This is a genomic window from Novosphingobium sp., from assembly GCF_027486195.1.
Taxonomy (GTDB): Bacteria; Pseudomonadota; Alphaproteobacteria; order Sphingomonadales; family Sphingomonadaceae; genus Novosphingobium.
The window spans coordinates 54829-75851 of sequence record NZ_JAIXPP010000045.1; the positions used below are offsets into that span (position 1 = coordinate 54829).

Sequence of the window (21023 nt, forward strand, 5' to 3'; positions counted from 1 at the left end):
GGACACGGGGGTTGGTCCTCAATAGGTCGTGCCGGCAAGGCCGGTCACGTGATCGGCGACCGGGCCAAGCGCGAGGCTGGGCAGGAAGGTGAGACCGCCGACCAGCAGGATCGTGCCGATCAGCAGCGCGATCCACAGCGGGCCGGTGGTGGGGAATGAGCCAGCGCTGGCGGGCGTGTGCTTCTTGGCCGCGAGGCTGCCGGCAATCGCCAGCACCGGCACGATGACGAAGAAGCGGCCAAGCCACATCGCCGCACCGAGCAGGCCGTTGTAGAACGGCGTTCCCGCCGAGAGGCCCGCAAATGCCGAGCCATTGTTGCCCGTAGCGGACGTGAAGGCGTAGAGGATCTCGGAAAAGCCGTGCGGCCCCTTGTTGAGCGGCCCGGCGAGGCCTGCGGGAAGCACTGCGGCAATCGCGGTGAAGCCGAGGATGCACAGCGGGAGCACGGCAATCGCCAGCACCGCCAGCTTTACCTCGCGCGCTTCGATCTTCTTGCCGACGTACTCGGGCGTGCGGCCCACCATCAGGCCCGCAATGAACACCGCGAGCAGGGCGAAAAGCAGGAAACCATAGATGCCCGAGCCGACGCCGCCGATGACGATTTCGCCAAGCTGGATGTTGAACAGCGGAACGAGGCCGCCGAGCGCGGTGAAACTGTCGTGCATGGCGTTGACCGCCCCGCAGGATGCTGCGGTGGTAACGGCTGCGAAGAGCGCGCTGGCAGCGATGCCGAAGCGCACTTCCTTGCCTTCCATGTTGGCCCCGGCAACGCCGAGGTGGTGGAGCACCGGGCCGCCTACGGCTTCCTGCCAATAGGCGATCGATGCACCCGCAAGGAACAGCGCCAGCATCGCCGCGAGCACCGCCCAACCCTGCCGCGTGTTGCCCACCGCCTTGCCGAAGCACCAGGTGAGGCCCGCGCCCAGCACGAAGATCGACAGCATCTGGACGAGATTGGTCAGCGCGCTCGGATTCTCGAAGGGATGCGCTGAGTTCGCATTGAAGAAGCCGCCGCCGTTGGTCCCCAGCATCTTGATGGCTTCCTGCGACGCGACCGGCCCCACGACGATGGTCTGCCGTGCACCTTCGAGGGTCGCGGCGTCGACCGTGCTCGCCAGCGTCTGCGGCACGCCGCTGGCGATGAGGAACACCGCATAGAGGATGCACGCCGGCAGAAGGATATAGAGCGTCACCCGCACGAGATCGGCCCAGAAGTTGCCGACAGTGCGGGTTTCAGTGCGCGCAAAGCCGCGGAACAGCGCAAAGGCCACGGCGATGCCGGTCGCGGCCGAAAGGAAGTTGTGGATCGTCAGCCCCAGCATCTGGCTGAGGTTCGAAAGCGCCGCCTCGCCGGAATACCATTGCCAGTTGGTGTTGGTGACGAAGGCAATCGCCGTGTTGAAAGCGCCGTCCGCGCCGAGCCCGGGCAGGGCGCGCGGATTGAGTGGAAGCACGCCCTGAAGGCGCAGCACGGCATATGTGAACAATGCCGTCACCACCTGGAAGGCGAGCAAGTGGAGCGCGTAGGCGCGCCAACCCTGCTCGCGCTGCGGGTCTACGCCAGACAGGCGGTAGAACCCGTGCTCAAGCGGACCGAGCACGGGATGCAGCACGGTTCGCCGCCCTTCGTAGACGGCATGCAGCCACAGCCCGAAAGGCTTGGCGAGCAGTGCGACAAGCGCGGTGAAACCGAAGATCAGGAGCCAGCCTGCAAACGTCGTCATGGCCGGTTCCTTCAGAAACGCTCGGGTCGCAGCAGCACGACCACGAGATAGACAAGCAATCCCGCCGCGGTCAGCGCGGCGATGAGTTCGGGCAAAGGCATTGCGGAGATCCTCAGGCGCGTTCGCAGAGCGCGACAAATGCGGTGGTCAGCAGGGTGAGACCGGCAAGGACGCCGATCCAGAGAAGGTCGGTCATGGGTTCTTTGCTTTCCGAAGGGGGAAACAGGGGGCGCGGAGGCATCGCTTGGGGACGGAACCACTCCGCGCCGCCGACCAGCAGGGCGAGCCCGGTCCAGATCAGCAAGACTGCGAGCGTGGCGAACCCGAAACCGGCTGGGCTCGCCATCTGCTGCTCGGGCACGCGTCCCACGCGTGTCGCGACGAGCCCCAGTAGCGCCAGAACAAGGGCTCCTGCCGCGCGCAGTCCGCAATCCATCCAGCGCGACAAGGGATGATCCCGCGCGACAAGTGGCTGAAGGTTCATGGCATGCTCCGTTCGTTCGGTGCAGCGTTGCGGCGAACGGGCATTAAGTTTCCAGAGCAAGGTCGGACGCGCCGCGTAAAGAATCCATAAGGGCGACCAACGTGGACCCCACGGGGATGCCGATCCGGAACGCATTCGGCAGGCCGCCAAGCAGGCGACGCCGGTGGCTTTGCGCGATCCTGTTGCCCGAAATCCGCAGCTTCCGGGAAATGCGCAAATGCCGGTCATTGACATCGATCATAAAATAATCAGATTATGTTCGCAGTTGTTGGGGAGTGTCGGGCATCCGGCGGCAGCGGGAGTTTGAGATCATGAAGTCAGTGTGGATGCAGAGCGCCTGCCGGACAGCGGCTTGGGCCATATCGACCGGAATCGTGGCAGGCGCGATGCCTGGTGCCGCACTGGCCCAGTCAGCTGCGCCCGCAGCGGCAAGCCCTGACGCGTCCGAGATCGTCGTCACCGCCCGCAAGCGCGAGGAGCGGCTGTTCGATGTACCGGGCGCTGTCTCGGCAGTCAGCAATGCGCAAGTTGAGAAGCTTCGCCTGTTCGATGCGCGCGACCTGCTCAGCCTCACGCCGAGCGCATTCCTGCAGGAGAACAACGCTGGCACCGCGCGCGATTTCAGCATCCGCGGCGTTGGTACGCCGACCCTGTTCGCCGAACCGGGCGTTGCCACCTATGTCGATGAAATCTACTCGAGCGGCTTTATCAGCTATCCCACCCAGTTCTTCGACCTCGAACGGGTTGAAGTGCTGCGCGGACCGCAGGGCGCGCTCTATGGCCGCAACGCCGTCGGCGGCGCCGTGAACGTGATTTCGAAGAACCCCGATGACAAATGGGGTGCCAGCCTGCAGGGCACCTACGGCACATTCGACCGCTATGAACTGCGCGGCATCGTCAATGCCGCGCTCACCGATGGGGTCGGCATTCGCGTCTCGGGGTGGAAGTTCAAGCAGAACAAGGGCGAGTACTTCAATCCGGTCACCAAACGATATCTCGATGCGAACGATACCGAGGGTGGCCGCATCGTTGGCAAGTTCGACCTCACCGACAACATCTCCTTGCGGATCGTGGCCGAGCACAATGAAGGCGATACGGCCGGCACCTATCTGTTCTTCCCGACCGCAGGCGAAACGCCCAAGACCGTGAGCCGCGACACCCAGCCCACCAACAGCTTCGATACGACCCGCGTTTCGAGCGAATTGGGCATCAAGACGGGCCTTGGCACGTTCACCCTGATCGGCGGTGGTCGCAACTATACCCTTGACGGGGTGGAGGACACCGACCTCTCGACCGATCTGTTCCCGACGCCGACACTGTCGTCGCTCGGCAAGCAGATCAGCACCCGCCGCAATCATGTCGAAAGCCGCTTTGCCGAAGCCCGCTGGCTCTCTCCAGACTGGAACGGCATCAGCCTGCTGGTTGGCGCGACCTATCTGAATGACAAGGCAACCGGCACGATCCTGACTGATCTGAACGGCCTTTCGCTGGCCTTTTCGGGCGGCGCAGCCCCGTTCACGCTTGGCATTGCCAACAACCAGTCCGTCAAGAGCTGGGCCGGCTTTGCCGAGGCAACTTGGAAGATCACTGAGAAGGTCAACCTGATCGGCAATCTGCGCTATACCAGCGATGACAAGTCCGTGGACTTCCTGTTCACGCCGAGCCCTGCGCTCATCGGCTTCGTCGGACCGTCGCAGGCGGTCAAGCGCACGCGCAATTTCAACAACTGGTCCCCCGGCGCCACGCTTTCGTGGAGCCCGAGCGAGGCGGTGCGGGCCTATGCGAAGATCCAGACGGGCTTTCGCGCAGGCGGCTACAACTTCAATGTCGCGAAGAGCGCGAACCTCGACTATGATTCTGAAACTTCGGTCAATTATGAAGTCGGTGCCCGTTTCAAGGCGGCCCCGCTGCACGCCACTCTGGGTGTCAGCGCCTATTACCTGACCCAGAAGAATGTGCTGGTGCCCTTCTTCGATTTCACCGCACCTCCCGGGCTTCAGGGCTATCTCGACAACGCGAGCAAGGCGCGGACATTCGGTCTGGAGTTCGAGGCGTCGGTGCAACCGGTTGAAGGTTGGACCATCGGCGGATCGCTCGGGGTGCTTGATGGCAAGTTCAACGATGGCGCGGTCAATGGCGTGTCGCTGAAGGGCAAGGAACTGCCCGCCGCGCGCAAGCTGACCACCTCGCTCAGTACTGCCTATCGCCGCCCGATCACCCAGAGCATCGACGTGCTGTTCAACGCATCGTGGACCCACCGGTCGTCGGGTTTCCAGGATGTGCAGAACCTGTTCGCCATCGGCGGCAACAATCTGATCAATGTGTCGGCCGGTGTCGACTTCGGCCCATTCGACTTGCTCGGCTTTGTCCAGAATCTCGGGAATGACCGCTACGACATCGCCTTTGGCGGCAATCGCAACGGCCAGTCGGGGGTGATCCGGGCGCAGGGGCGTACCTACGGAGTATCGGCGCGCGCCAAGTTCTGAAAGAGACCCGCGCGATGACCCGAACCCGGCTCAGGAACGCGCGCATCTGGAACGGTGTCGATGATGGCTATGCGCCGTTCACCAGCATCACCGTTTCCGATGGACGGATTGCCGGGATCGGTGACGATGGGCCGGTGGACGAGGAAGTCGATCTCAGCGGCCAGGCCTTGCTGCCCGGCTTCATCGACGCGCACTTCCATGCCTATGCGGCGCTCGTCGATACCCCGGCGCTGGAGCAATTGCCGCTGAGCTATCTGGCGCACCACGCCGCGCGCCTGATGGCCGATGCGCTGGGGCGGGGCTTTACCACCGTGCGCGATGCCGGCGGTGCCGACTGGGGGCTGGCGCGGGCGCTTGCCGAAGGGCTGATCCCCGGACCCAGACTGTTCCGGTCTGGCCGGGCGCTCTCGCAGACCGGCGGCCATGGCGACAGCCGCGTCCACCGGGGCGAGCCGTGCAGCTGCGGCACGATCGGCAACCTGTCGCGCGTCGTCGACGGCGTAGAGGCCGTGCGCCTCGCCGCGCGCGAGACGCTGGCGGGCGGGGCGGATCAGATCAAGATCTTCGTTTCGGGCGGCATTTCCTCGCCCACCGATCCGATTGCCATGCGCCAGTATTCGGGCAGCGAGATCCGCGCGATCGTCGCGGAAGCGCGCGGCCGGCAGACTTATGTGATGGCTCATGCCTATACCGCCGATGCGATCATCCACGCTGTCTGCAATGGTGTGCGATCGATCGAGCATGGCAATCTGCTCGACGAAGCGGCTGCTGCCGCGATGGCGCGTGCGGGCGCGTTTCTGGTGCCGACACTGGTCGCCTATGAAGCGCTGACCGCCGAAGGTGGAGCATACGGGCTCTCGGCGGCTTCAGCCGCCAAGATCGCCGATGTGGCCGGGCGCGGCGCGGATGCGGTGCGCATTGCCCGCGCTGCCGGGGTTGCCATTGGTTTCGGCACCGATCTGCTCGGCGGCCTGCACCCGTGGCAATTGGGCGAGTTTCGCCTGCGCGGCGCTATCGAGGCACCCGTGGATGTGCTGCGATCGGCCACAAGCGTTAACGCCGCGCTGCTCAACCGGACGGGCGAACTGGGTGTCATCGCGCCCGGCGCCCATGCCGATTTCGTAATTGTTGACGGGGATCCGCTCAGCGATCTGGCGGCCATCTGGGATGGCGGCATCAAGGCGGTGTGGCAGTCCGGCAGGCGTGTTCGTTAGCCGGCGCTGTCCGTCAGCCGCAGTAATGCCGCAACAACAGCCCGGCCCAGTGCCTCGTCGTTCCATCTGTGGCCAGCGGCTGGCACGATCGTTAACCGAGACCCCGGCCAAGCTTGGGCGAGGTCCCAGGCCGCGCGCGGCGGGGTGCACATGTCGCTGCGCCCTGCGATGATTTCGCCGGGGATCGCGGCAAGGCGCGCGGCATTGGCGAGGAGCTGGCCGGGGGTGAGGAAATAGTCGGCCTGATCGAAGTGCGCGAAGATCCGGGTTGCAGCAATGTCCCTCGGATCCATTGCATCAGGGTCATCGGGCGGTGGCGGTGCATGGAGATCGAGCGTCTGCGCCTCGGCATGGCCGAGGATGGTCGCGGCCGGCGCGTGGATCGCTGGATCTGGATCGAGAATGCGCTTCAGGAAAGCAGCGCGCGGATCGGTGCGTTCGGCTTCGCTCAAAAGGCTGTCGCGCGCGGCAAACACCTCTGGAAACACGGTGCGGCCGCCCTCCCACCACCAATACCGGTCTGCCGCATCGGCCAGAAAAACGCCGCTGACCAGCAGGCCGAGCAAACGGTCCGGGTGCGCCTGCGCATAGGCCAGCGCCAGTGTCGAGCCCCATGAGCCGCCCACGACGATCCAGCGCGCAATACCGCGTGCCTCGCGCAGCGCTTCGATATCAGCAATCAGATCGGCGGTTGTGTTGCTTTCCAGCGACCCGAACGGCGCCGATTGCCCGCAGCCGCGCTGATCGAAGAATATCCCGCGGTGCCGCGCCGGATCGAGCAGGCGGCGGTAATAGGGCTTGATTTGTCCGCCGGGCCCGCCGTGGAGGACGAGCACGGGAACCCCGTCTTCGGGACCGGTTTCCTCCCAATGCACGACATGCCCGCCAGTCACCGGCAGCATCCCCTCGGTGCGTGGCCTTGGCACAGGCGGAAAGAAGGCAGTGTCGGTGCGGAAGACGTTGGGCAGGGTCACGGCTTTGGCCCCCTTCGCGACAGGCTGGAAAAATCGATCAGCGACGGGCGCCAACGGTCGATTGTGACCCCGATCAGGTCTGCCCGGTGGGCGATGACCGGGTTGGCGGCAAAGATCATCACCAAGGGCCGCGCCTTTCGCAGCCGGGCGTCGATCTCGGCATAGGCGGCGGCGCGTGTGGTGAGATCGCTGCTCGCGAGCGCCGTGTCGATCAGGCCATCGATGGCGGGATCGGCGATGCCGCTGCCATTGCTGCCGGCGGCAAGACCGCGCGCCGAATAGAGCGCATCGAGCATTGCACCGGGATCGGGCGTGTCATTGCTCCAGCCGGTGTAGATCAGCCCGAAATCGCCGCTGGCCTGAAGCGCCTGCATCGCCCCCGGTGATCGGCGTTCGATGCGCACGGCCAGCCCCGCGTCGGCGAGGTTGGCCTGCAGAAACTCCGCCACCGGCCCGAGCAGCGCGACCAGCAGCACGATCGGCTCGCCCTTGTAGCCAGCCGCCCTGACCAGCGCGCGGGCGCGGGGCAGGTCACGCGAAGGCGTTTCGCCGGTGCGATAGCCCGGCGCGCCCGGCGGCAAATAGCCACCGATCTGGATGGCGTTACCTTTCAGGACCTGGCGCCTGAGGCCGTCATAATCGACAGCGAGCGCGACCGCTTCGCGCAGGCGCGGGTCGGCCAGCGGGCCTTTTGCGGCATTCAGCTGCAGGTAGCTGAGCGACGATCCGCCGGGGACGGTGGTGACCGCCACACCCGGCAGCGCGCGATAGCGATCCACCAGCACGGACGGCACGATGTCGGTCAGATCGACATCGCCGCGTTCGAGCAGCAGGCGGCGGACGCCTTCATCGGGCAGCGCCCGGATGACGACGCGCTGGAACTGGCGGGGCGGGCGGATTGCCTTCGGGTTGGCCACCAGCTCGATCGCTTCACCCGGGCGATTGGCGGCGATGCGGTATGGCCCCGAACCTGCGCTGTGATCGGCGAGCCAGCTTTTGCCATCGTCCTTGCCGGTAAAGGCCTTGGGGTTGATGATCGAGGCCGCCGCAAGGCTCAGTTGCTGCATCGCCGGGGCGTAGCGGCGCTTGAGGTGGAGCGTCAGCGACAGCGCGCTGGTAACTGTCACGCCGCCCAGAAATTCGACGCTGCCAGCCGGCGCGCGGCCGATCCGCACCAGCCGGTCGAGCGAGGCCTTGACTGCCGCCGCATCGACCGGGTTGCCATCGTCGAAGCGGTGGCCAGACTGCAGGCGGACGGCAATCGAGAGGCCGTCTGGGGTGACGGTCCAGTCCTGCGCCAGCTCGCCAACCGCTTCGGCTGTCGGCGAGGCAGTATCGAGGCGGGTCAGCTGTTCATAGACCTGATCGAGCACCGGGGCTTCATTGGCACCCGCAGCCACTGCCGGATCAAGGCTGGTGGGCGTGAAGGCCTTGGCGACAGTCAGCGTCGCCGCGCGCTCTGCGGGGTTGGTGGCGGGTATGCAGCCGGTCGCCAGCGCGGCGGACAGAATGAGGAGACGTTTCATCGGCGGATCAGGGCTGGCGCATCGGCCGGCCAAGCGGGCGCCGGACCCGGATCGCGCGCTAAGCGCAAACCGGGCAGCCGCTGAAAGCTGACGATGACCGCGCCGTCCTCGAAGCGCAGATGCGGGTCCTGCACGCAGCCGGCTTTGTCCGCGGCCGCGTAGAATCGTTCGCCGAGCCAGCGCAGTTGCAGCCAGTCTCCCGCTGGCCAGATCGGACCGGCCCGCAGCCGCAGCCGCCCTTCGCCATCAAGACCGATCTGCAAGCAGCCCGGCAGATCAGGATGGCGGTACAGGCCGAGAATGACCGCCGGATCGGGCGGTATGCCGCTGGCTGCGGGCAGGAGCTCCATCCGGATATTGCCTTCCTGCCGCACGATCGAGGCGGGCGGGAACGACAGGTCTCCTGCGATCTCGAAGCAAATGGGTTCAACCCCCAGATTGCGGCGATAGCGACCATCTGGCTGCATCGGGATACGCCGACCACCGACATTGATCTCGCCCGGGCATCCCGAGATATCGAGCGAGAAGCCATGCTCCGCGCTGGCGTAAAGCGCTGTCCAAAGCAGTTCGGGCGGCGATGGACTGGCCAGCCCCGGCGTCATCGCCGGGTCGGGCGCAATTCCCCAATGCAGTGTCAGCAATTCGCGGGCACGCTCGAACCAGTTGATGTCGCTGCGATTGCCGAGAATGACGGCGGCGCTGCCATGATCGGGTGCGAGCAGGAACTCGCCCGCCCATTGGTTGATCTGGCCCGAATGGCCCAGCGTCAGCCGACCTCCCAGCGACTGCCGCATGAAGCCCAGGGCATAGCCGCTTGGCGAGCCATCGCTGTGCGGCACATTGGCGCCAAGCCTTGCCTGCCAATCGCGCGGATTGGTCTGCAGCCAGCGGAGCCAGGCTATCATGTCGGCGAGCGAGGCAACGATACCGCCGGCAGCGCCATAAGCGAGGTGCGGATCAACGGCGCTGAAGCCAGCGGGCGTGACGGCATGGGCCAGCGCCATGTTTGCCAGTGCGGCGGTCGGCGCATCATGCAGACGGGCATCCGCCATGCCTGCGGGTGAGAACACGTGGGTCTGCAAGAGCGTCGCCAACGGTGCGCCTGCGGCCCGCTCAGCAGCGAGCTGGAGCAGCAGGTAGTTGCTGTTGGCATAGACCGTGCGGCTGCCCGGCGCAAAAATCCGGCTGCGCTGCGCCAATTGCAGCGCGAGGACTGCGTCAAGCCCGATTCCCTCGCGCGCGCTGTCGCCGGTGACAAGCCAGTGCAGCGGCGATCCTTCGGGCAAACCGCTTTGCATCGCGAGCAATTGCGCCATGGTCGGGGGCTCTGCCGCCCGCAGTTCGGGCACCCAGCGCGTGATGCAATCGGATAGCGCCAAACGCCCGGCATCAGCCAGCGCCAGCAGGACCATGGCGACCATGGGCTTGGTCATGCTGGCGATGCGGAACCGCGTCTGCGGTGCAATGGCCGCACCGGTTGCCGTGTTCGCAAGGCCAAAGCAGCCCTGCCAGACAGGCGCGCCATCCTCGACAATGGCCGCAGCGCAGCCGGGGGCATCCGGCGCGATATCGGCGAACAGCGCAGCGAACGTCATGCGACGAGCCCCGGGATCGACGGAGCGGCTGCAATCAACCGCTGCGTGTAGGGCATTTGCGGATTGCCGAGCACGTCGGCGGTCGGTCCGGCCTCGACGATGCGCCCCGCCGCCATGACGATGACGCGGTGGCACAAGTGGCGGATGACATCGATGTCGTGACTGATCAGCAGATAGCCAAGCCCGCGAGCCGCCTGAAGATCGAGCAGCAAGTTGAGGATCTGGGCCTGAACCGAAAGGTCGAGCGCGGACGTCGGCTCATCGAGTATGATGACTCTGGGTTCGACAACCAGGGCGCGGGCCAGTGCCACGCGCTGCCGCTGGCCGCCGGAAAGCTGGTGCGGCAGCCGGTTGATGAAATCACCGCTCAGCCCGACTGCGGCGAGCACGGCCAAGACCTGGTCATGATGGTCGCCGGCCGGCGCATGGATGGTCAATCCCTCGGCGATGATTGCGCCGATGCGCTGGCGCGGATCGAGCGAGCCATAGGGATCCTGAAACACCAGTTGCAGCGCGCGGCGGGCAGCGAGGGGCCGAGACCGGCTTTGCCTCGGCATCAGCTCCCCGGCGATGCGCACCCGGCCTGCACCGGCGTCGATCAGTCCGGCGGCAACGCCGGCCAGCGTGCTCTTGCCGCAGCCGCTTTCGCCAATGATGCCGACACATTCACTGGCCTCGACATGCAGCGAAACATCGCTGAGCGCCTTGACTTCGGTCGCCGCGCCGAACAGCCCAGCGCGGCGGCGATAGGTGACACCAAGCCCCTCAAGCGCGAGCACCGTGTTCACGCGGGCACCGGAAGGTGTGTGCGCGGTGCACAGAGCGCAGGAAGCGCGGCCATCAACTGCCTCGTGTACGGGGTGGCCGGGTTGGCGATGACACTGCGGGTCGCGCCGGTTTCGACGATCTCGCCATGGCGCATCACCGCGATCCGCTGCGTCAACTGCCAGACGACGGCGATATTGTGGCTGATGAACAGGACCGCCGTTCCGCGCCGGGCGGCGGCATCTGTCAGCAGGGCCAGAACTTCGGCCTGCACGGTCACATCGAGCGCCGTGGTCGGCTCGTCCGCGATCAGCAGATCGGGTTCGAGCGCAAAGGCCTGCGCGAGCAGCACGCGCTGCAACTGGCCGCCGCTGAGGCGCGACGGCAGCGACGCGAGGATGCGTGCCGGATCGGCCAGACCCATCGCGGTGAGGCTATCCTCGGCCAACCGCCGCCTCGCCGAACGGTCGCCGCGCCCATGGTGGGCCAGCACCAGATCAATCTGCCGGCCGACCGTCAGCACCGGGTTCAGCGCGGTCATCGGCTCTTGAGGCACATAGGCGATGCGGCGGCCAAGCAGCGCCCGCCATTCCGCCGGGGGCAGATGCCGCAAGTTCTGTCCGCCAAGCTGCAATGTGCCCGAGGTGATATGGCAGCCGGGCGGCAACAGCCCCATCACCGCCAGCGCGACGGTCGATTTGCCCGAGCCGGATTCGCCGACCAGTCCGACGATTTCGCCGGACCCGAGCCGCAACGACACACCCTTCACGGCAGGCTTGTCGCCATAGGCGATGGCCAGATCCGCGATCTCGAGCAGCGCGCTCATCGCGCTTCATGCCGTGGATCGAGCCAGTCGCGCAGCCCGTCGCCGAGCAGGATGAAGCCGAGCGCGGAAAGCGCGACGGCGAGGCCAGGCAAGACCGCGCACCACCATTCGTACATGATCGTGGTGCGGCCATCGAAGATCATGGCGCCCCATTCGGCAGTCGGCGGCTGCGCTCCCAGACCGACGAACGACAGCGCGCTCGCCATTACCAGCGCGCTACCGAGCGCGGCGGAGGCAAAGGTGACGATGACCGGCGCAAGGTTTGGCAGGATATGCCGGCCGAGCAGCGCGGCGAAGCCCGCACCCATGGCACGCGATGCCGCGATGAAGGGCCTCTCGCGCAAGGACAGCGTCTCGCTGCGGAACAGCCGCAAGTTGAAGGGCACGCCAAGCAGCCCGAGCACGAGGACCAGATTGCCAAGGCTGGGGCCCAGCGCTGCTGACAGGGCGAGCGCGATGACGATGGCAGGGATCGACAGCGCTATATCCACCAGCCGCATGACCAGCGTATCGATCCAGCCGCCAGCCAGCGCCACCGCCGCACCCAGCAAGGCGCCCAAGCCGACCGACAGGGCGACAATGCCGATGGCCACCCCCAGCGAAGCGCGACCGCCCCAGAGGATGCGGGACAGGATATCGCGGCCAAGCGCATCGGTCCCGGCGGGATGCCGCCACGATGGGGGTTCGAGAATGGCGCCGACATCGGGCACGTTCGGCGGCCATGGTGAAAGCCACGGCGCCGCAAGGCTGACGACGATCATGAAGACGGTGATCGCGGCGCCGGCAACGAGGGCAGGGGGGTAGCGGCGGATCATGCCAGCCGCACCCGCGGGTCGACGGCGGCCAGCAACAGGTCGGCGAGGAGATTGACGACGACATAGGCCGCCGAGGCGATCACCGCAAAGCCCATAACCACCGGAAAATCGAGATTGCCGATGGCGCTGACGACGAACTGCCCGGCGCCCGGCCAGCCGAACACGGTTTCCACAGATACCGAGCCATAAAGCATCGCGGCAAGCGAGGCCGCGACCACTGAAATCAGCGGCGACAGGGCATTGCGCAAGGCGTGCACGCGCACGATCGTCCCTTCCGGCAGGCCCGATGCACGCGCCACACGGATATAGTCCTGCGCCATCACGCCAAGCATCTGGTTGCGGGTGAGCCGGGCAAACAGACCAAGATCGAGCAGCGCGAGGGTGAACACCGGCAAGGCCAGATGCGCACAGGCGGTGCGGAACCCGGCGAGGTCTCCGGCCAGCAAGGCATCGACGGTGAGAAACCCGGTCACGGCGGGCGGCGGCGTGCCGGTAAATCGCCCTGAAGCCGGAAACCAGCCGAGTTCGCGGTAGAACAGGATGATCAGGATCGATCCAAACCAGAAGGCCGGAATGGCCGCGCCGGCCACGGCCATGATCCGCACCGTGCGATCGGCAGCGCCGTTTCGCCGAAGCGCCGCCAGCATGCCCAGCGGGATACCGGCCAGCACCGCGAGCAGCAGGGCGGCCCCCATAAGTTCAAGCGAGGCCGGTGCCTTGGCGAGGATCGCTTCGGCGACCGGCCGGCCATCAACGTTGGACGTGCCCAGATCGCCGTGCACAAGCCGCCCGAGGTAGCGGGTATATTGCGCGGCCACAGGCTGATCGAGCCCGAGATCGATCCGGACCCGCGCGACGGCTTCCGCCGATGCCTGCGGCCCTGCCACCAGCCGCGCCGGATCGCCCGGGGCGAGATGCGCAATGGCAAAAGTGATCAGCGACACGCCAAGCAGCACGACAGCGAGAAAGCCGAGCCTGCGGAACAGGAACGCCAGCATCAGGCCGGACGAAGCGGCGGGTTGGCGCGGCCAAGACGGCGCCCGGCAAATACGGAGATGATCAGCGCGATGACAACGACGAGCAAAGTCCGCAGATCGATCAGACCGAGCGTCGGCGCGGCCGCATCACCGACGGCTTTCGACCAGACATTGGTGCCGCCATGAATGAAGATCGCCGGCCAGAGGCTGCCGCCGCTGCGATTGACCGCATAGACCGCGCAGATCGATAGGGCGATGCACAGGATCAGGAATATCGTCTGGTTGGCCACCCAGACGCCGGGATCGAACGGCCCGAGAAATGCCGGTATCTCGCGCGGGAGGTGCCAGGCCCAGTGCATGATGCCGAGCAGTACCGCCGCCAGCCAGGCCGATTTCATGCGATCCTGCAGGAGCGGCCCGGCAAAGCCGCGCCAGCCGAGCTCCTCAAGGCTCCCGCCTTCATCGAGGAACAGCCCGATCACTGCGCCAAAGACCGCGCCGCCGCCAATGGCGCGCAGCCGGTCAAAGGGATCGACGCCCGGCCCGGCCACGAAATCGTATACCGCAAATCCGGCTGCATAGATGCCGAGCAAGGCAGCATAGAGCAGCAATGCCTCCGCCTTGCTGCGCTCCGGGCCGAAGGGATGGAGGCGTGAGAGCAGGCGTTTCAGGCCGCCGCCACCGCCAAGCGAAGCGATGACCAGTGCGGAGATTGAAGGGGCTGCGGCAAAGATGAAGATGCCGGACAAGACAGGTTGTTTGCCGACTTCAACCGCGATGGTGACAAGGTTGATGTACCACGAGCCATCCATGATGTTCTGGGCGAGCGCGCCGAGCGCGGCGGCGGTTTCCGGCCGCAGGATGAACATGGTCATCGAATAGGCCATGACCGCGCAGACGATCAGCAAGGCCAGCAGATAGAAGGCCAGCACCGGGCGGCGTTGGGCAAAATTCCGCATGGCTGGCCGTTCCCTCCTGCTTGGCGTGGTATTGCCGCAATCTGGCTCAGCGCGTGGGCCGACGCAAGAAAAACATAATTCAATTATTTTGACGAGCTGCTCAAAACGCCATCACCCCGGTCGGGCTGTAGAGCATGGCGAAGCTGGTGAAGCGCATCACTTCGGTGATGGTGTCAAACTCGACGCGAACCGTGAACGCATCGGTTTGCCGGACGATCGGCAGATAGGCGAGCATCTCGGCGGCATTGCGGCTGAGCATGACATAATCGACGACAAAGGGCCCGGAGCGGCTGAACAGCGCCGGCAGCGGCCTCGCGAGCGCTGCGGCGGTTTCTTCGGCAAGCTGGCGGCAGGCGGCGGCGGGGGAAGGGGTGAGCACCGAGCGCCAACCGAGCGATTGCTTGACCGTGACCAAGGCAGCGTCCGGAGCGTAGCGCTTTGCATCCTCGGTGGCGGCCTGATCGCCGCTGACCAGCACCACCGGCACGCCATGTTCACCGGCCAGCGCGGCATTGAGCCAGCCTTCGGAAATGCTGATCCCGTTGACCAGAATGTCGCGGTATGCCCCGCCGTGATAGGTGTGGGCGAGCGTTCCGCCAGTCCCCTGCATGCCGTTGTGGAAGCCGACAAAGGCCGTGGCGGCAACGCCGGGCAGTTCGATGCCCTGCATCTGGAGCAGGGGACGCGGCCATGATCGCACGAGCCTGACGCCATCGGGGAGCAGGGCAGGATCGATGTTGTGGGCGTTGCCATGGCCATCGGCGACGATCACTTCATCATACCCGCCAGCCAGCGCCGCATTGGCGACTGCCATGACCTCATCAGCCATCCAGTGCCGTGCCGCCTGCCATTCCCAGCCATCTGGCATCAGTGCGAAATTCGCCGAGACCCCGGCGCAGCCCTCGATATCGGCACAGATGAAGAAACGGCGCATGTGAGTCTCCTGCTTGGCACAGCGAACATAAAACGATTATGTTATTCTGACCAGATGCCTTAGCAAGGAGCTGCCGTTCATGCCGATCACCGACATCATCGATACCCAGGTCGATGCCTATAACCGGGGCGATACGGCCGCATTTGTCGCCACTTACGCAGCTGATGCGGTGTGCACGCGCATTCCTTCGGGAACCGTGATGGCAGCCGGTCGCGGCCAGATCGCCGAGATCTGGGGGGCGATGTTTGCACGCTCGCCGCGCACCTGCGTGGTGCGCAACCGGATGGTCCAGGATGATTTCGTCGTTGATCACGAACAGGTCACGCTTCACGTGACCGGCGCGGTCATCGATGCCCTTGCCATCTACCGCGTTGCAGACGGTTTGATCGCGCAGGTCTGGTTTCCCGATGTGGCGACCTGACTATTGGCAGAGTTGAGCGCCGCCGCAACAAGGCCTAGAGCGGTTCTCGAACCAGGCAGGAAAGCAGCATCCGAGATGAATGCGCGACCGTTGAGAGTGGCCGAAGCGGCTGAACCCGAACACCGCGGTGATCGCACGAGGAAGGCGATCAAGCGCGTCATCGCCAAGCTCGCCATGAAGCGGAGCATTTCCGAGATCAATCTGTCCGACATCTGCGCCGGCGCCAAACTTACCACGGGTGCGGTCTATTTCCATTTCAAGGGCAAGGATGATGCCATCGAGGAGATGGTTATCGACGAGATCGGCGACATCTATGCCCGCATGGAGAAACTGCAGGGCAGCAATTTCGGCGAACTGGTCGCCCGCGCTCTGGAGGACTCATCGTCCTATCATCAACGCAGCAAGCAACTGCCGCGTGCGATCCAGCAGGTGATCAACATGCGGCCCAAGGCCTATGCGGCCTGGATCAAGGCCCGCGAGCCCGTTGTCGAAAAGTTTCGCGCCGCCATCGCTCAGGAACGCGCTGCAGCTGGCCTTTCGATCGAGCCGGCGCCCTATCTCGCGCATTTCATCCTCAATTCGATGGAGGATCTGGGGATGGACTTGTTCCAGTGGAACAACCCTACGCTGGCTCCCTTCGCGAAGACACCGGCTGATTGGAACGCCCGGCAGACCGCGCTGTGGCGTCACGCGATTCTGGCGCCGTTCGAGAGCGATTGAAACATAATTCTGTTATGTTAGTGTGCCTGCGATGACAGCGCAGGATGAAATGATGGGATTGATCGACGGGAGTTTGGATCGGCGGCAGTTGCTGGCCCTGCTGTCAGCCGCCATCGTCGCACCAAGCGCCAGCGCACAGATCGCGGCTGTCCCGGTCGAGAAGGCGCTGCGGGCATTCGTCCGCCGCCATGTCGGTGGCCACCGCGCGCCGGGTATCTCGGTCGCCGCGGTGATGCCTGATGGGAGGACCATTGCTGTTGCGGGCGGCCTTGCCGATCCCGCAACCGCAAGGCCGATGACGCCAGCGACGCGGCTGATGTCGGGGTCCACCGGCAAGACCTTCGCCGCCGCCACTGCCATGGCGCTGGTCGATGCGGGCAAGCTCAGCCTTGATGCACCGATTTCGCGGCTGTTCGCCGACGAACCCTGGTATGGGCGGCTGCCCAATGCCAAAGCGCTGACGCTGCGCATGCTGCTCCAGCACAGTGAGGGCTTTCCGCAATTCCTCGATCAGCTGGATTTCCAGTGGGCCTTCACGACGGACGCCATCCGCGGCCGTGATATCGGTTACAGCCCGCGCAAGATGCTGTCGTTCATTCTCGATGAACCGCCACTGTTCGCGCCCGGCGCCCGGCACAGCTATTCCGATCTTGGCTATCACCTTGCCGGGCTGGCGATGGAGAAGGCAACCGGGAAGGGCTATTACGAACTGCTCGACGCGCTCGTCCTCTCGCGGCTGAAATCACCCGATGTGATCGCTGCCAGCAGCACCGATCTTCCCGGCCTCGCCACCGGATTTGCGCGCGGCGACATCCTGGCCGCGATGGCCGGAATGACCGGCCGCACCACCGATGCGGCTGGCCATCTGCGGCACACTCCGAAACTGGAATATACCGGCGGCGGTCTGGCCCTCACACCGCGCGCGCTGGCGCAATTCTACTGGAAACTCGCCAAGGGTCGGATCCTGCCGCTGGCGAGCTTCAAGACGATGATGGATTCGAGCCTGCCGCTGCCCGGCCCGCCGCAGCCCGGCGTTTCGCAAGCTTATGGCCTTGGCATGTTCATTACCAAGCGCCCCGGATTGGGCCGCTATATCAGCCATTCCGGCTATTATCCGGGCTATTCCTCCAACGTCGCCATGCTGCTTGATCACGGCATCGCAGTCGCCGTTCAGCAGAACAGCGACCACGGCGACGACATTTATGCGATGTTGAAGGAACTGGCGGCGGCGGTGATTGCTGCAAACGCCTCTAGCCCCGTGTCTTCCTGATCAGGCGGCCCGGGCGCGCACCGGTGAGTGCGCCGCCTGCGCTGACCGTTTCGCCAGCGAGCAGCGTTTCGATGTAGCCACGCGCGCCTTGCAGGAAGCGGATACCGCCTGCGGGCAGATCGGCATGGATTTCGGGCTTTTCGAGGCCGAGCGCGGCAAAATCGATGACATTGAGATCGGCCCGGCGGCCGACTGCCACCACGCCGCGGTCATCAAGGCCGAAATGCTGCGCCGGAATGCCGGTCTGCAGCGCCACCGCACGTTCAAGCGGGATGCGAGGCCCCCGCGTTCTGTCGCGGGCCCAGTGGCTGAGCAAATAGGTCGGGAAACTGCCATCGGAGGAAAAGCCGACATGGGCGCCCCCGTCCGATAGCCCCATCATCGCGTTGGGATCGCTCAGCATCGCGTGGATGGCGGAAAAATCGCCGCCACCATAGTTCATGATCGGCACGTAGATCAGGCCATGGCCATCATTCTCAAGCAGTTGGTCGAGCAGGACGTCCTGCGGGTCGCGTCCCTGTGCCTGCGCCAGCGCCCAGATCGATCGCTCCGGCACGGGTTCATAGTCAACATCATTGCCCAGCGGGAACATCCGCTTGAGCATGGCGACGGGATCGGCACCCCATTCCTCGGCGCGGGGCGTTACCGACATGACGAACTGCGAGAGCGGCGTATCGGGCTCGGCCAGCAATTGCGCGCGCACCGCCGGATCGCGCAGCCGGGCGACCCGCTCCGCGAGCGGCAGATGCGCCATGGCCATGTAGGCCGGCCTCGTGACGAAGGGATGGATGGTGCCCGCGAGCGTCTGGATCGAGCCCAGCGGCCTCGGCGCCACCTGCGCGCGCATTTCGAACCCCGCTGCGTTGACGCTTGCGCACGCCTTCAGCAGGCCCTGCCAGAAGCCTTCCGGCCACCAGTCATCCTGCTCCAGCGTGAACGACAATGGCCGCTTGCTGCGCCGGGCGAGTTCGAGCACTTCGGGAAAATCGTCGAGATTCTCGCGGTAGAAATCATTGAACAACTGGATGACGCCGCGCCCGGCAGCGCCCATGGCTTCGCCGATGGCATAGAGTTCCTCGGCGGCGACATGGCGGGCATAAGTCGGGTTGCCCTTGGCATCGCGGTGGCCGATGGTGTTGGCGGTCGTGAAGCCGACTGCGCCTGCAGCAATCCCGTCCACCACGATGCGCGACATAGCAGCAATGTCTTCCTCCGTCGCCGCTTCGCGGCGAAGCGCGCGTTCGCCCATCACGAACAGCCGCACGGCATTGTGCGGCACCTGGACACCGATATCGACGGTGCGCGGCATAGCAGCCACGGCATCGAGATATTCCGGAATCGTCTCCCATCCCCAGCGGATGCCTTCGTGGAGCGCCGTGCCCGGAATATCCTCGACGCCTTCCATCAGATCGACCAGCCGGTCGCGATCTTCCTTGCGGCAGGGCGCGAAGCCGACGCCGCAATTGCCCATGATCGCCGTGGTCACGCCGTGCGCGGCCGAAGGCAGCATTTCGCCATCCCACGACACCTGCCCATCATAATGGGTGTGCACGTCGATGAAGCCGGGGGTGACGATGGCGCCATCGGCGTCTATCTCGCGCGCTCCATGCGCGGCAATCCTGCCGATTTCCCGGATGACGCCGCCTGCGATCCCGATATCGGCGGTTGTCGCTGCTGCGCCCGTGCCATCGACCACACTTGCGCCGCGGATCACCAAATCAAAGGCCATGCCACTCTCCCGTGCCGACGAACCAATCGGCTTTGCTCCATAACATAATCCGGTTATGTTGATTGACACAAGGCAGGAGAATCGCAAGCTCGCGTTTGTGGTGAGGTCTGCTGATCTTCGGCAGAAAGGTTCCGCTGGGCAGCCGGATCGAACGAGGCCAGGCGCGGCCTGCTGAAATCGGCCGCTGGAGGCAAACGGATGACTGACCGCTCGGCAGGCCTTCGGGCAAACCAACCCTTGGGCGCCGGGGCCATGCTTGGCTACGGCGTGGGGTCGGTGGGCACGGGCGTCTATTCGACTGTCCCGGGCATCCTGCTGCTCTACTTCGCCACGCAGCAGTTGCACCTGCCACCGGCGCTGGCTGGCGCCGCGATTCTGGCACCCAAGCTCGTGGTCATTTTTGCCGATCCGCTGATCGGGCGCTGGTCGGACCGGGAGGTGCGGGCGCTTGGCAGCCGCCGCCGCCTTCAGGGGCTGGGCAGCGCTGCCAGCGCAGTGGCTTTCACGGCCTTGTTTGCAGTTCCGCAGCTGGCAACGCCGCAGCTGACCGCTTTGCTCCTCGCAGCGAGCTATCTGCTGGCGTCGCTGGCGTACAGTTTCTTCGCCGTGCCCTATCTTGCCGTTCCTGCCGATCTTGCGCTTGCCGAAGGTCCTGCGGCACGCCTCATCGGCATCCGGCTGGTTTTCGCTTTCGCGGGAATTCTGCTCGGGGCTTCGGGCGCACCGGCTTTGGTGACAGCGTTCGGCGGAGGTGCGCCGGCCTATCGCTGGATGGCGCTTGCGATTGCGGCATGCTGTGTTGGCGCGATGATGATCGCGTGGTTGAGGCCGATCGCGGCCAGATCGAACCCTGTACCAGCACCAGCCATCAGCGGATTCGCGCTGATGCGCCTGCGCGGCTTCCGCGCCGCGCTTGGTGTGTATTTCCTGGCCATGGCGGGTTGCGGCACCGCCAGCGCGGCGACGGCTTACTACCTGGTAATCGCCCGCGCGAGGCCCGAAGCGGATATCGGCCAGTTCTTCCTGATCCAGATCGGCGCCGCAATCCTTGCGATGATCCCGTGGTCGATCATGGTCGAACGGACCGGGACTGCGCGGGGCATGATGCTTGCACTCGGCCTCGCCGCCATCGCCAGTGTTGCGCTCTCCATGGCCATCAGTTGGCCTGCGATACTGGCCGGCGCGGCATTCGGCGGCTTGGCCACGGCGGGAATACAGGTCGCGGGTTTCTCGGCATTGGCCGCGTTCGGCAGGTCCACGGGGACCGCTGCGAGCGCCACGCTTGCCGGTGTCTGGAGCGCTGCAGAGAAGGTAGCGTTGGCGCTGGGTCCGGCGCTGTGCGGACTTGCCCTGAGCTTCGGGGGCTTCCGGAGCGGCGATTCCCCTGCGCTGCAAACCGGTGGCGCGAGATTCGCGGCAGTGGCAGCGATGGGCGTTGTCCCGTGCGGTCTGTTCGTCCTCGCCGCCGTCTGCCTCGCGCTGCAATCAGACCGTATGGGGCCGCAAGAGCGCGCGCGCCAGTTGAAACGCTGAACCTGATTGGGCGGAATGTGCTCTGATGCTGCCGCTCGGCTCGATGGCCTGCTGCCGGTTTGGCTGACAC

Annotated in this window: 20 protein-coding genes; 6 read left to right on the plus strand and 14 right to left on the minus strand. The window is 65.4% G+C overall.

Features of this window, described 5'->3' with window-relative positions; all coding sequences use genetic code 11:
• Positions 1 to 18 precede the first annotated feature (18 nt).
• From kdpA to Q0071_RS09180, 4 genes are read right to left on the minus strand one after another with little or no spacing between them, the layout of a single operon-like run.
• Positions 19 to 1725, minus strand: a complete 1707-nt coding sequence (gene kdpA / locus Q0071_RS09165; RefSeq protein ID WP_298167803.1) for a potassium-transporting ATPase subunit KdpA — start codon at positions 1723 to 1725, stop codon at positions 19 to 21.
• A gap of 11 nt (positions 1726 to 1736) precedes the next feature.
• Positions 1737 to 1826, minus strand: coding sequence for a K(+)-transporting ATPase subunit F (gene kdpF / locus Q0071_RS09170; protein WP_298167806.1), 90 nt, complete (start codon positions 1824 to 1826; stop codon positions 1737 to 1739).
• Positions 1827 to 1837: 11 nt separating this feature from the next.
• Positions 1838 to 2209: a hypothetical protein gene (locus Q0071_RS09175; RefSeq protein WP_298167809.1), complete on the minus strand. Its 372-nt coding sequence runs from the start codon at positions 2207 to 2209 to the stop codon at positions 1838 to 1840.
• 43 nt (positions 2210 to 2252) lie between these two features.
• On the minus strand, positions 2253 to 2450 hold the full coding sequence (locus Q0071_RS09180) for a hypothetical protein (RefSeq protein ID WP_298167810.1): 198 nt from the start codon (positions 2448 to 2450) through the stop codon (positions 2253 to 2255).
• A 70-nt stretch (positions 2451 to 2520) separates the two neighbouring features.
• Here Q0071_RS09180 and Q0071_RS09185 point away from each other — a divergent pair, with 70 nt between their 5' ends.
• Positions 2521 to 4695: a TonB-dependent receptor gene (locus Q0071_RS09185; protein WP_298167813.1), complete on the plus strand. Its 2175-nt coding sequence runs from the start codon at positions 2521 to 2523 to the stop codon at positions 4693 to 4695.
• A 14-nt stretch (positions 4696 to 4709) separates the two neighbouring features.
• Positions 4710 to 5909: an amidohydrolase family protein gene (locus Q0071_RS09190; RefSeq protein WP_298167816.1), complete on the plus strand. Its 1200-nt coding sequence runs from the start codon at positions 4710 to 4712 to the stop codon at positions 5907 to 5909.
• Here the strand turns inward: Q0071_RS09190 and Q0071_RS09195 are convergent.
• From Q0071_RS09195 to Q0071_RS09235, 9 genes are all read right to left on the minus strand, one after another.
• On the minus strand, positions 5906 to 6883 hold the full coding sequence (locus Q0071_RS09195; RefSeq protein WP_298167819.1) for an alpha/beta fold hydrolase: 978 nt from the start codon (positions 6881 to 6883) through the stop codon (positions 5906 to 5908). The genes Q0071_RS09190 and Q0071_RS09195 overlap by 4 nt on opposite strands.
• Complete coding sequence (locus Q0071_RS09200; RefSeq protein WP_298167821.1) at positions 6880 to 8409, minus strand: ABC transporter substrate-binding protein; 1530 nt, start codon at positions 8407 to 8409, stop codon at positions 6880 to 6882. Before Q0071_RS09200 ends, Q0071_RS09195 begins: the two co-directional genes overlap by 4 nt.
• Positions 8406 to 10004, minus strand: coding sequence for a serine hydrolase domain-containing protein (locus Q0071_RS09205; protein ID WP_298167824.1), 1599 nt, complete (start codon positions 10002 to 10004; stop codon positions 8406 to 8408). Before Q0071_RS09205 ends, Q0071_RS09200 begins: the two co-directional genes overlap by 4 nt.
• Entirely contained in the window at positions 10001 to 10792 is a 792-nt protein-coding gene (locus tag Q0071_RS09210; protein WP_298167827.1) for an ATP-binding cassette domain-containing protein, read from the minus strand. Before Q0071_RS09210 ends, Q0071_RS09205 begins: the two co-directional genes overlap by 4 nt.
• On the minus strand, positions 10789 to 11595 hold the full coding sequence (locus Q0071_RS09215; RefSeq protein WP_298167830.1) for an ABC transporter ATP-binding protein: 807 nt from the start codon (positions 11593 to 11595) through the stop codon (positions 10789 to 10791). Before Q0071_RS09215 ends, Q0071_RS09210 begins: the two co-directional genes overlap by 4 nt.
• On the minus strand, positions 11592 to 12410 hold the full coding sequence (locus Q0071_RS09220; RefSeq protein WP_298167833.1) for an ABC transporter permease subunit: 819 nt from the start codon (positions 12408 to 12410) through the stop codon (positions 11592 to 11594). The genes Q0071_RS09215 and Q0071_RS09220 overlap by 4 nt, the downstream gene beginning before the upstream one ends.
• Complete coding sequence (locus Q0071_RS09225; protein WP_298167836.1) at positions 12407 to 13408, minus strand: ABC transporter permease; 1002 nt, start codon at positions 13406 to 13408, stop codon at positions 12407 to 12409. Before Q0071_RS09225 ends, Q0071_RS09220 begins: the two co-directional genes overlap by 4 nt.
• Positions 13408 to 14346 (minus strand): CPBP family intramembrane glutamic endopeptidase, encoded by a 939-nt coding sequence (locus Q0071_RS09230; protein WP_298167839.1) that lies wholly within the window; start codon positions 14344 to 14346, stop codon positions 13408 to 13410. Before Q0071_RS09230 ends, Q0071_RS09225 begins: the two co-directional genes overlap by 1 nt.
• A gap of 100 nt (positions 14347 to 14446) precedes the next feature.
• Complete coding sequence (locus tag Q0071_RS09235; RefSeq protein ID WP_298167842.1) at positions 14447 to 15280, minus strand: M55 family metallopeptidase; 834 nt, start codon at positions 15278 to 15280, stop codon at positions 14447 to 14449.
• 79 nt (positions 15281 to 15359) lie between these two features.
• Between Q0071_RS09235 and Q0071_RS09240 the strand changes: the two genes are divergently transcribed.
• The 3 genes from Q0071_RS09240 (at position 15360) to Q0071_RS09250 (ending at position 17691) form a co-directional block, all read left to right on the plus strand.
• A complete protein-coding gene (locus tag Q0071_RS09240; protein WP_298167844.1) occupies positions 15360 to 15701 on the plus strand; it encodes a nuclear transport factor 2 family protein in 342 nt (113 codons plus the stop codon).
• A 96-nt stretch (positions 15702 to 15797) separates the two neighbouring features.
• A complete protein-coding gene (locus tag Q0071_RS09245) occupies positions 15798 to 16421 on the plus strand; it encodes a TetR/AcrR family transcriptional regulator (RefSeq protein WP_298167848.1) in 624 nt (207 codons plus the stop codon).
• Between the two features lie 31 nt (positions 16422 to 16452).
• The gene (locus Q0071_RS09250; protein ID WP_298167851.1) at positions 16453 to 17691 is read left to right on the plus strand and encodes a serine hydrolase domain-containing protein; all 1239 of its coding nucleotides are present in this window, start codon (positions 16453 to 16455) and stop codon (positions 17689 to 17691) included.
• Here the strand turns inward: Q0071_RS09250 and Q0071_RS09255 are convergent.
• Positions 17672 to 19420 carry an amidohydrolase family protein gene (locus Q0071_RS09255; RefSeq protein WP_298167854.1) on the minus strand — a complete coding sequence of 583 codons (1749 nt, stop codon included), beginning with the start codon at positions 19418 to 19420 and terminating at the stop codon, positions 17672 to 17674. The two genes, Q0071_RS09250 and Q0071_RS09255, sit on opposite strands and share 20 nt — an antisense overlap.
• A gap of 198 nt (positions 19421 to 19618) precedes the next feature.
• Here Q0071_RS09255 and Q0071_RS09260 point away from each other — a divergent pair, with 198 nt between their 5' ends.
• Positions 19619 to 20953: an MFS transporter gene (locus tag Q0071_RS09260; RefSeq protein WP_298167857.1), complete on the plus strand. Its 1335-nt coding sequence runs from the start codon at positions 19619 to 19621 to the stop codon at positions 20951 to 20953.
• The last annotated feature ends 70 nt before the right edge of the window (positions 20954 to 21023 follow it).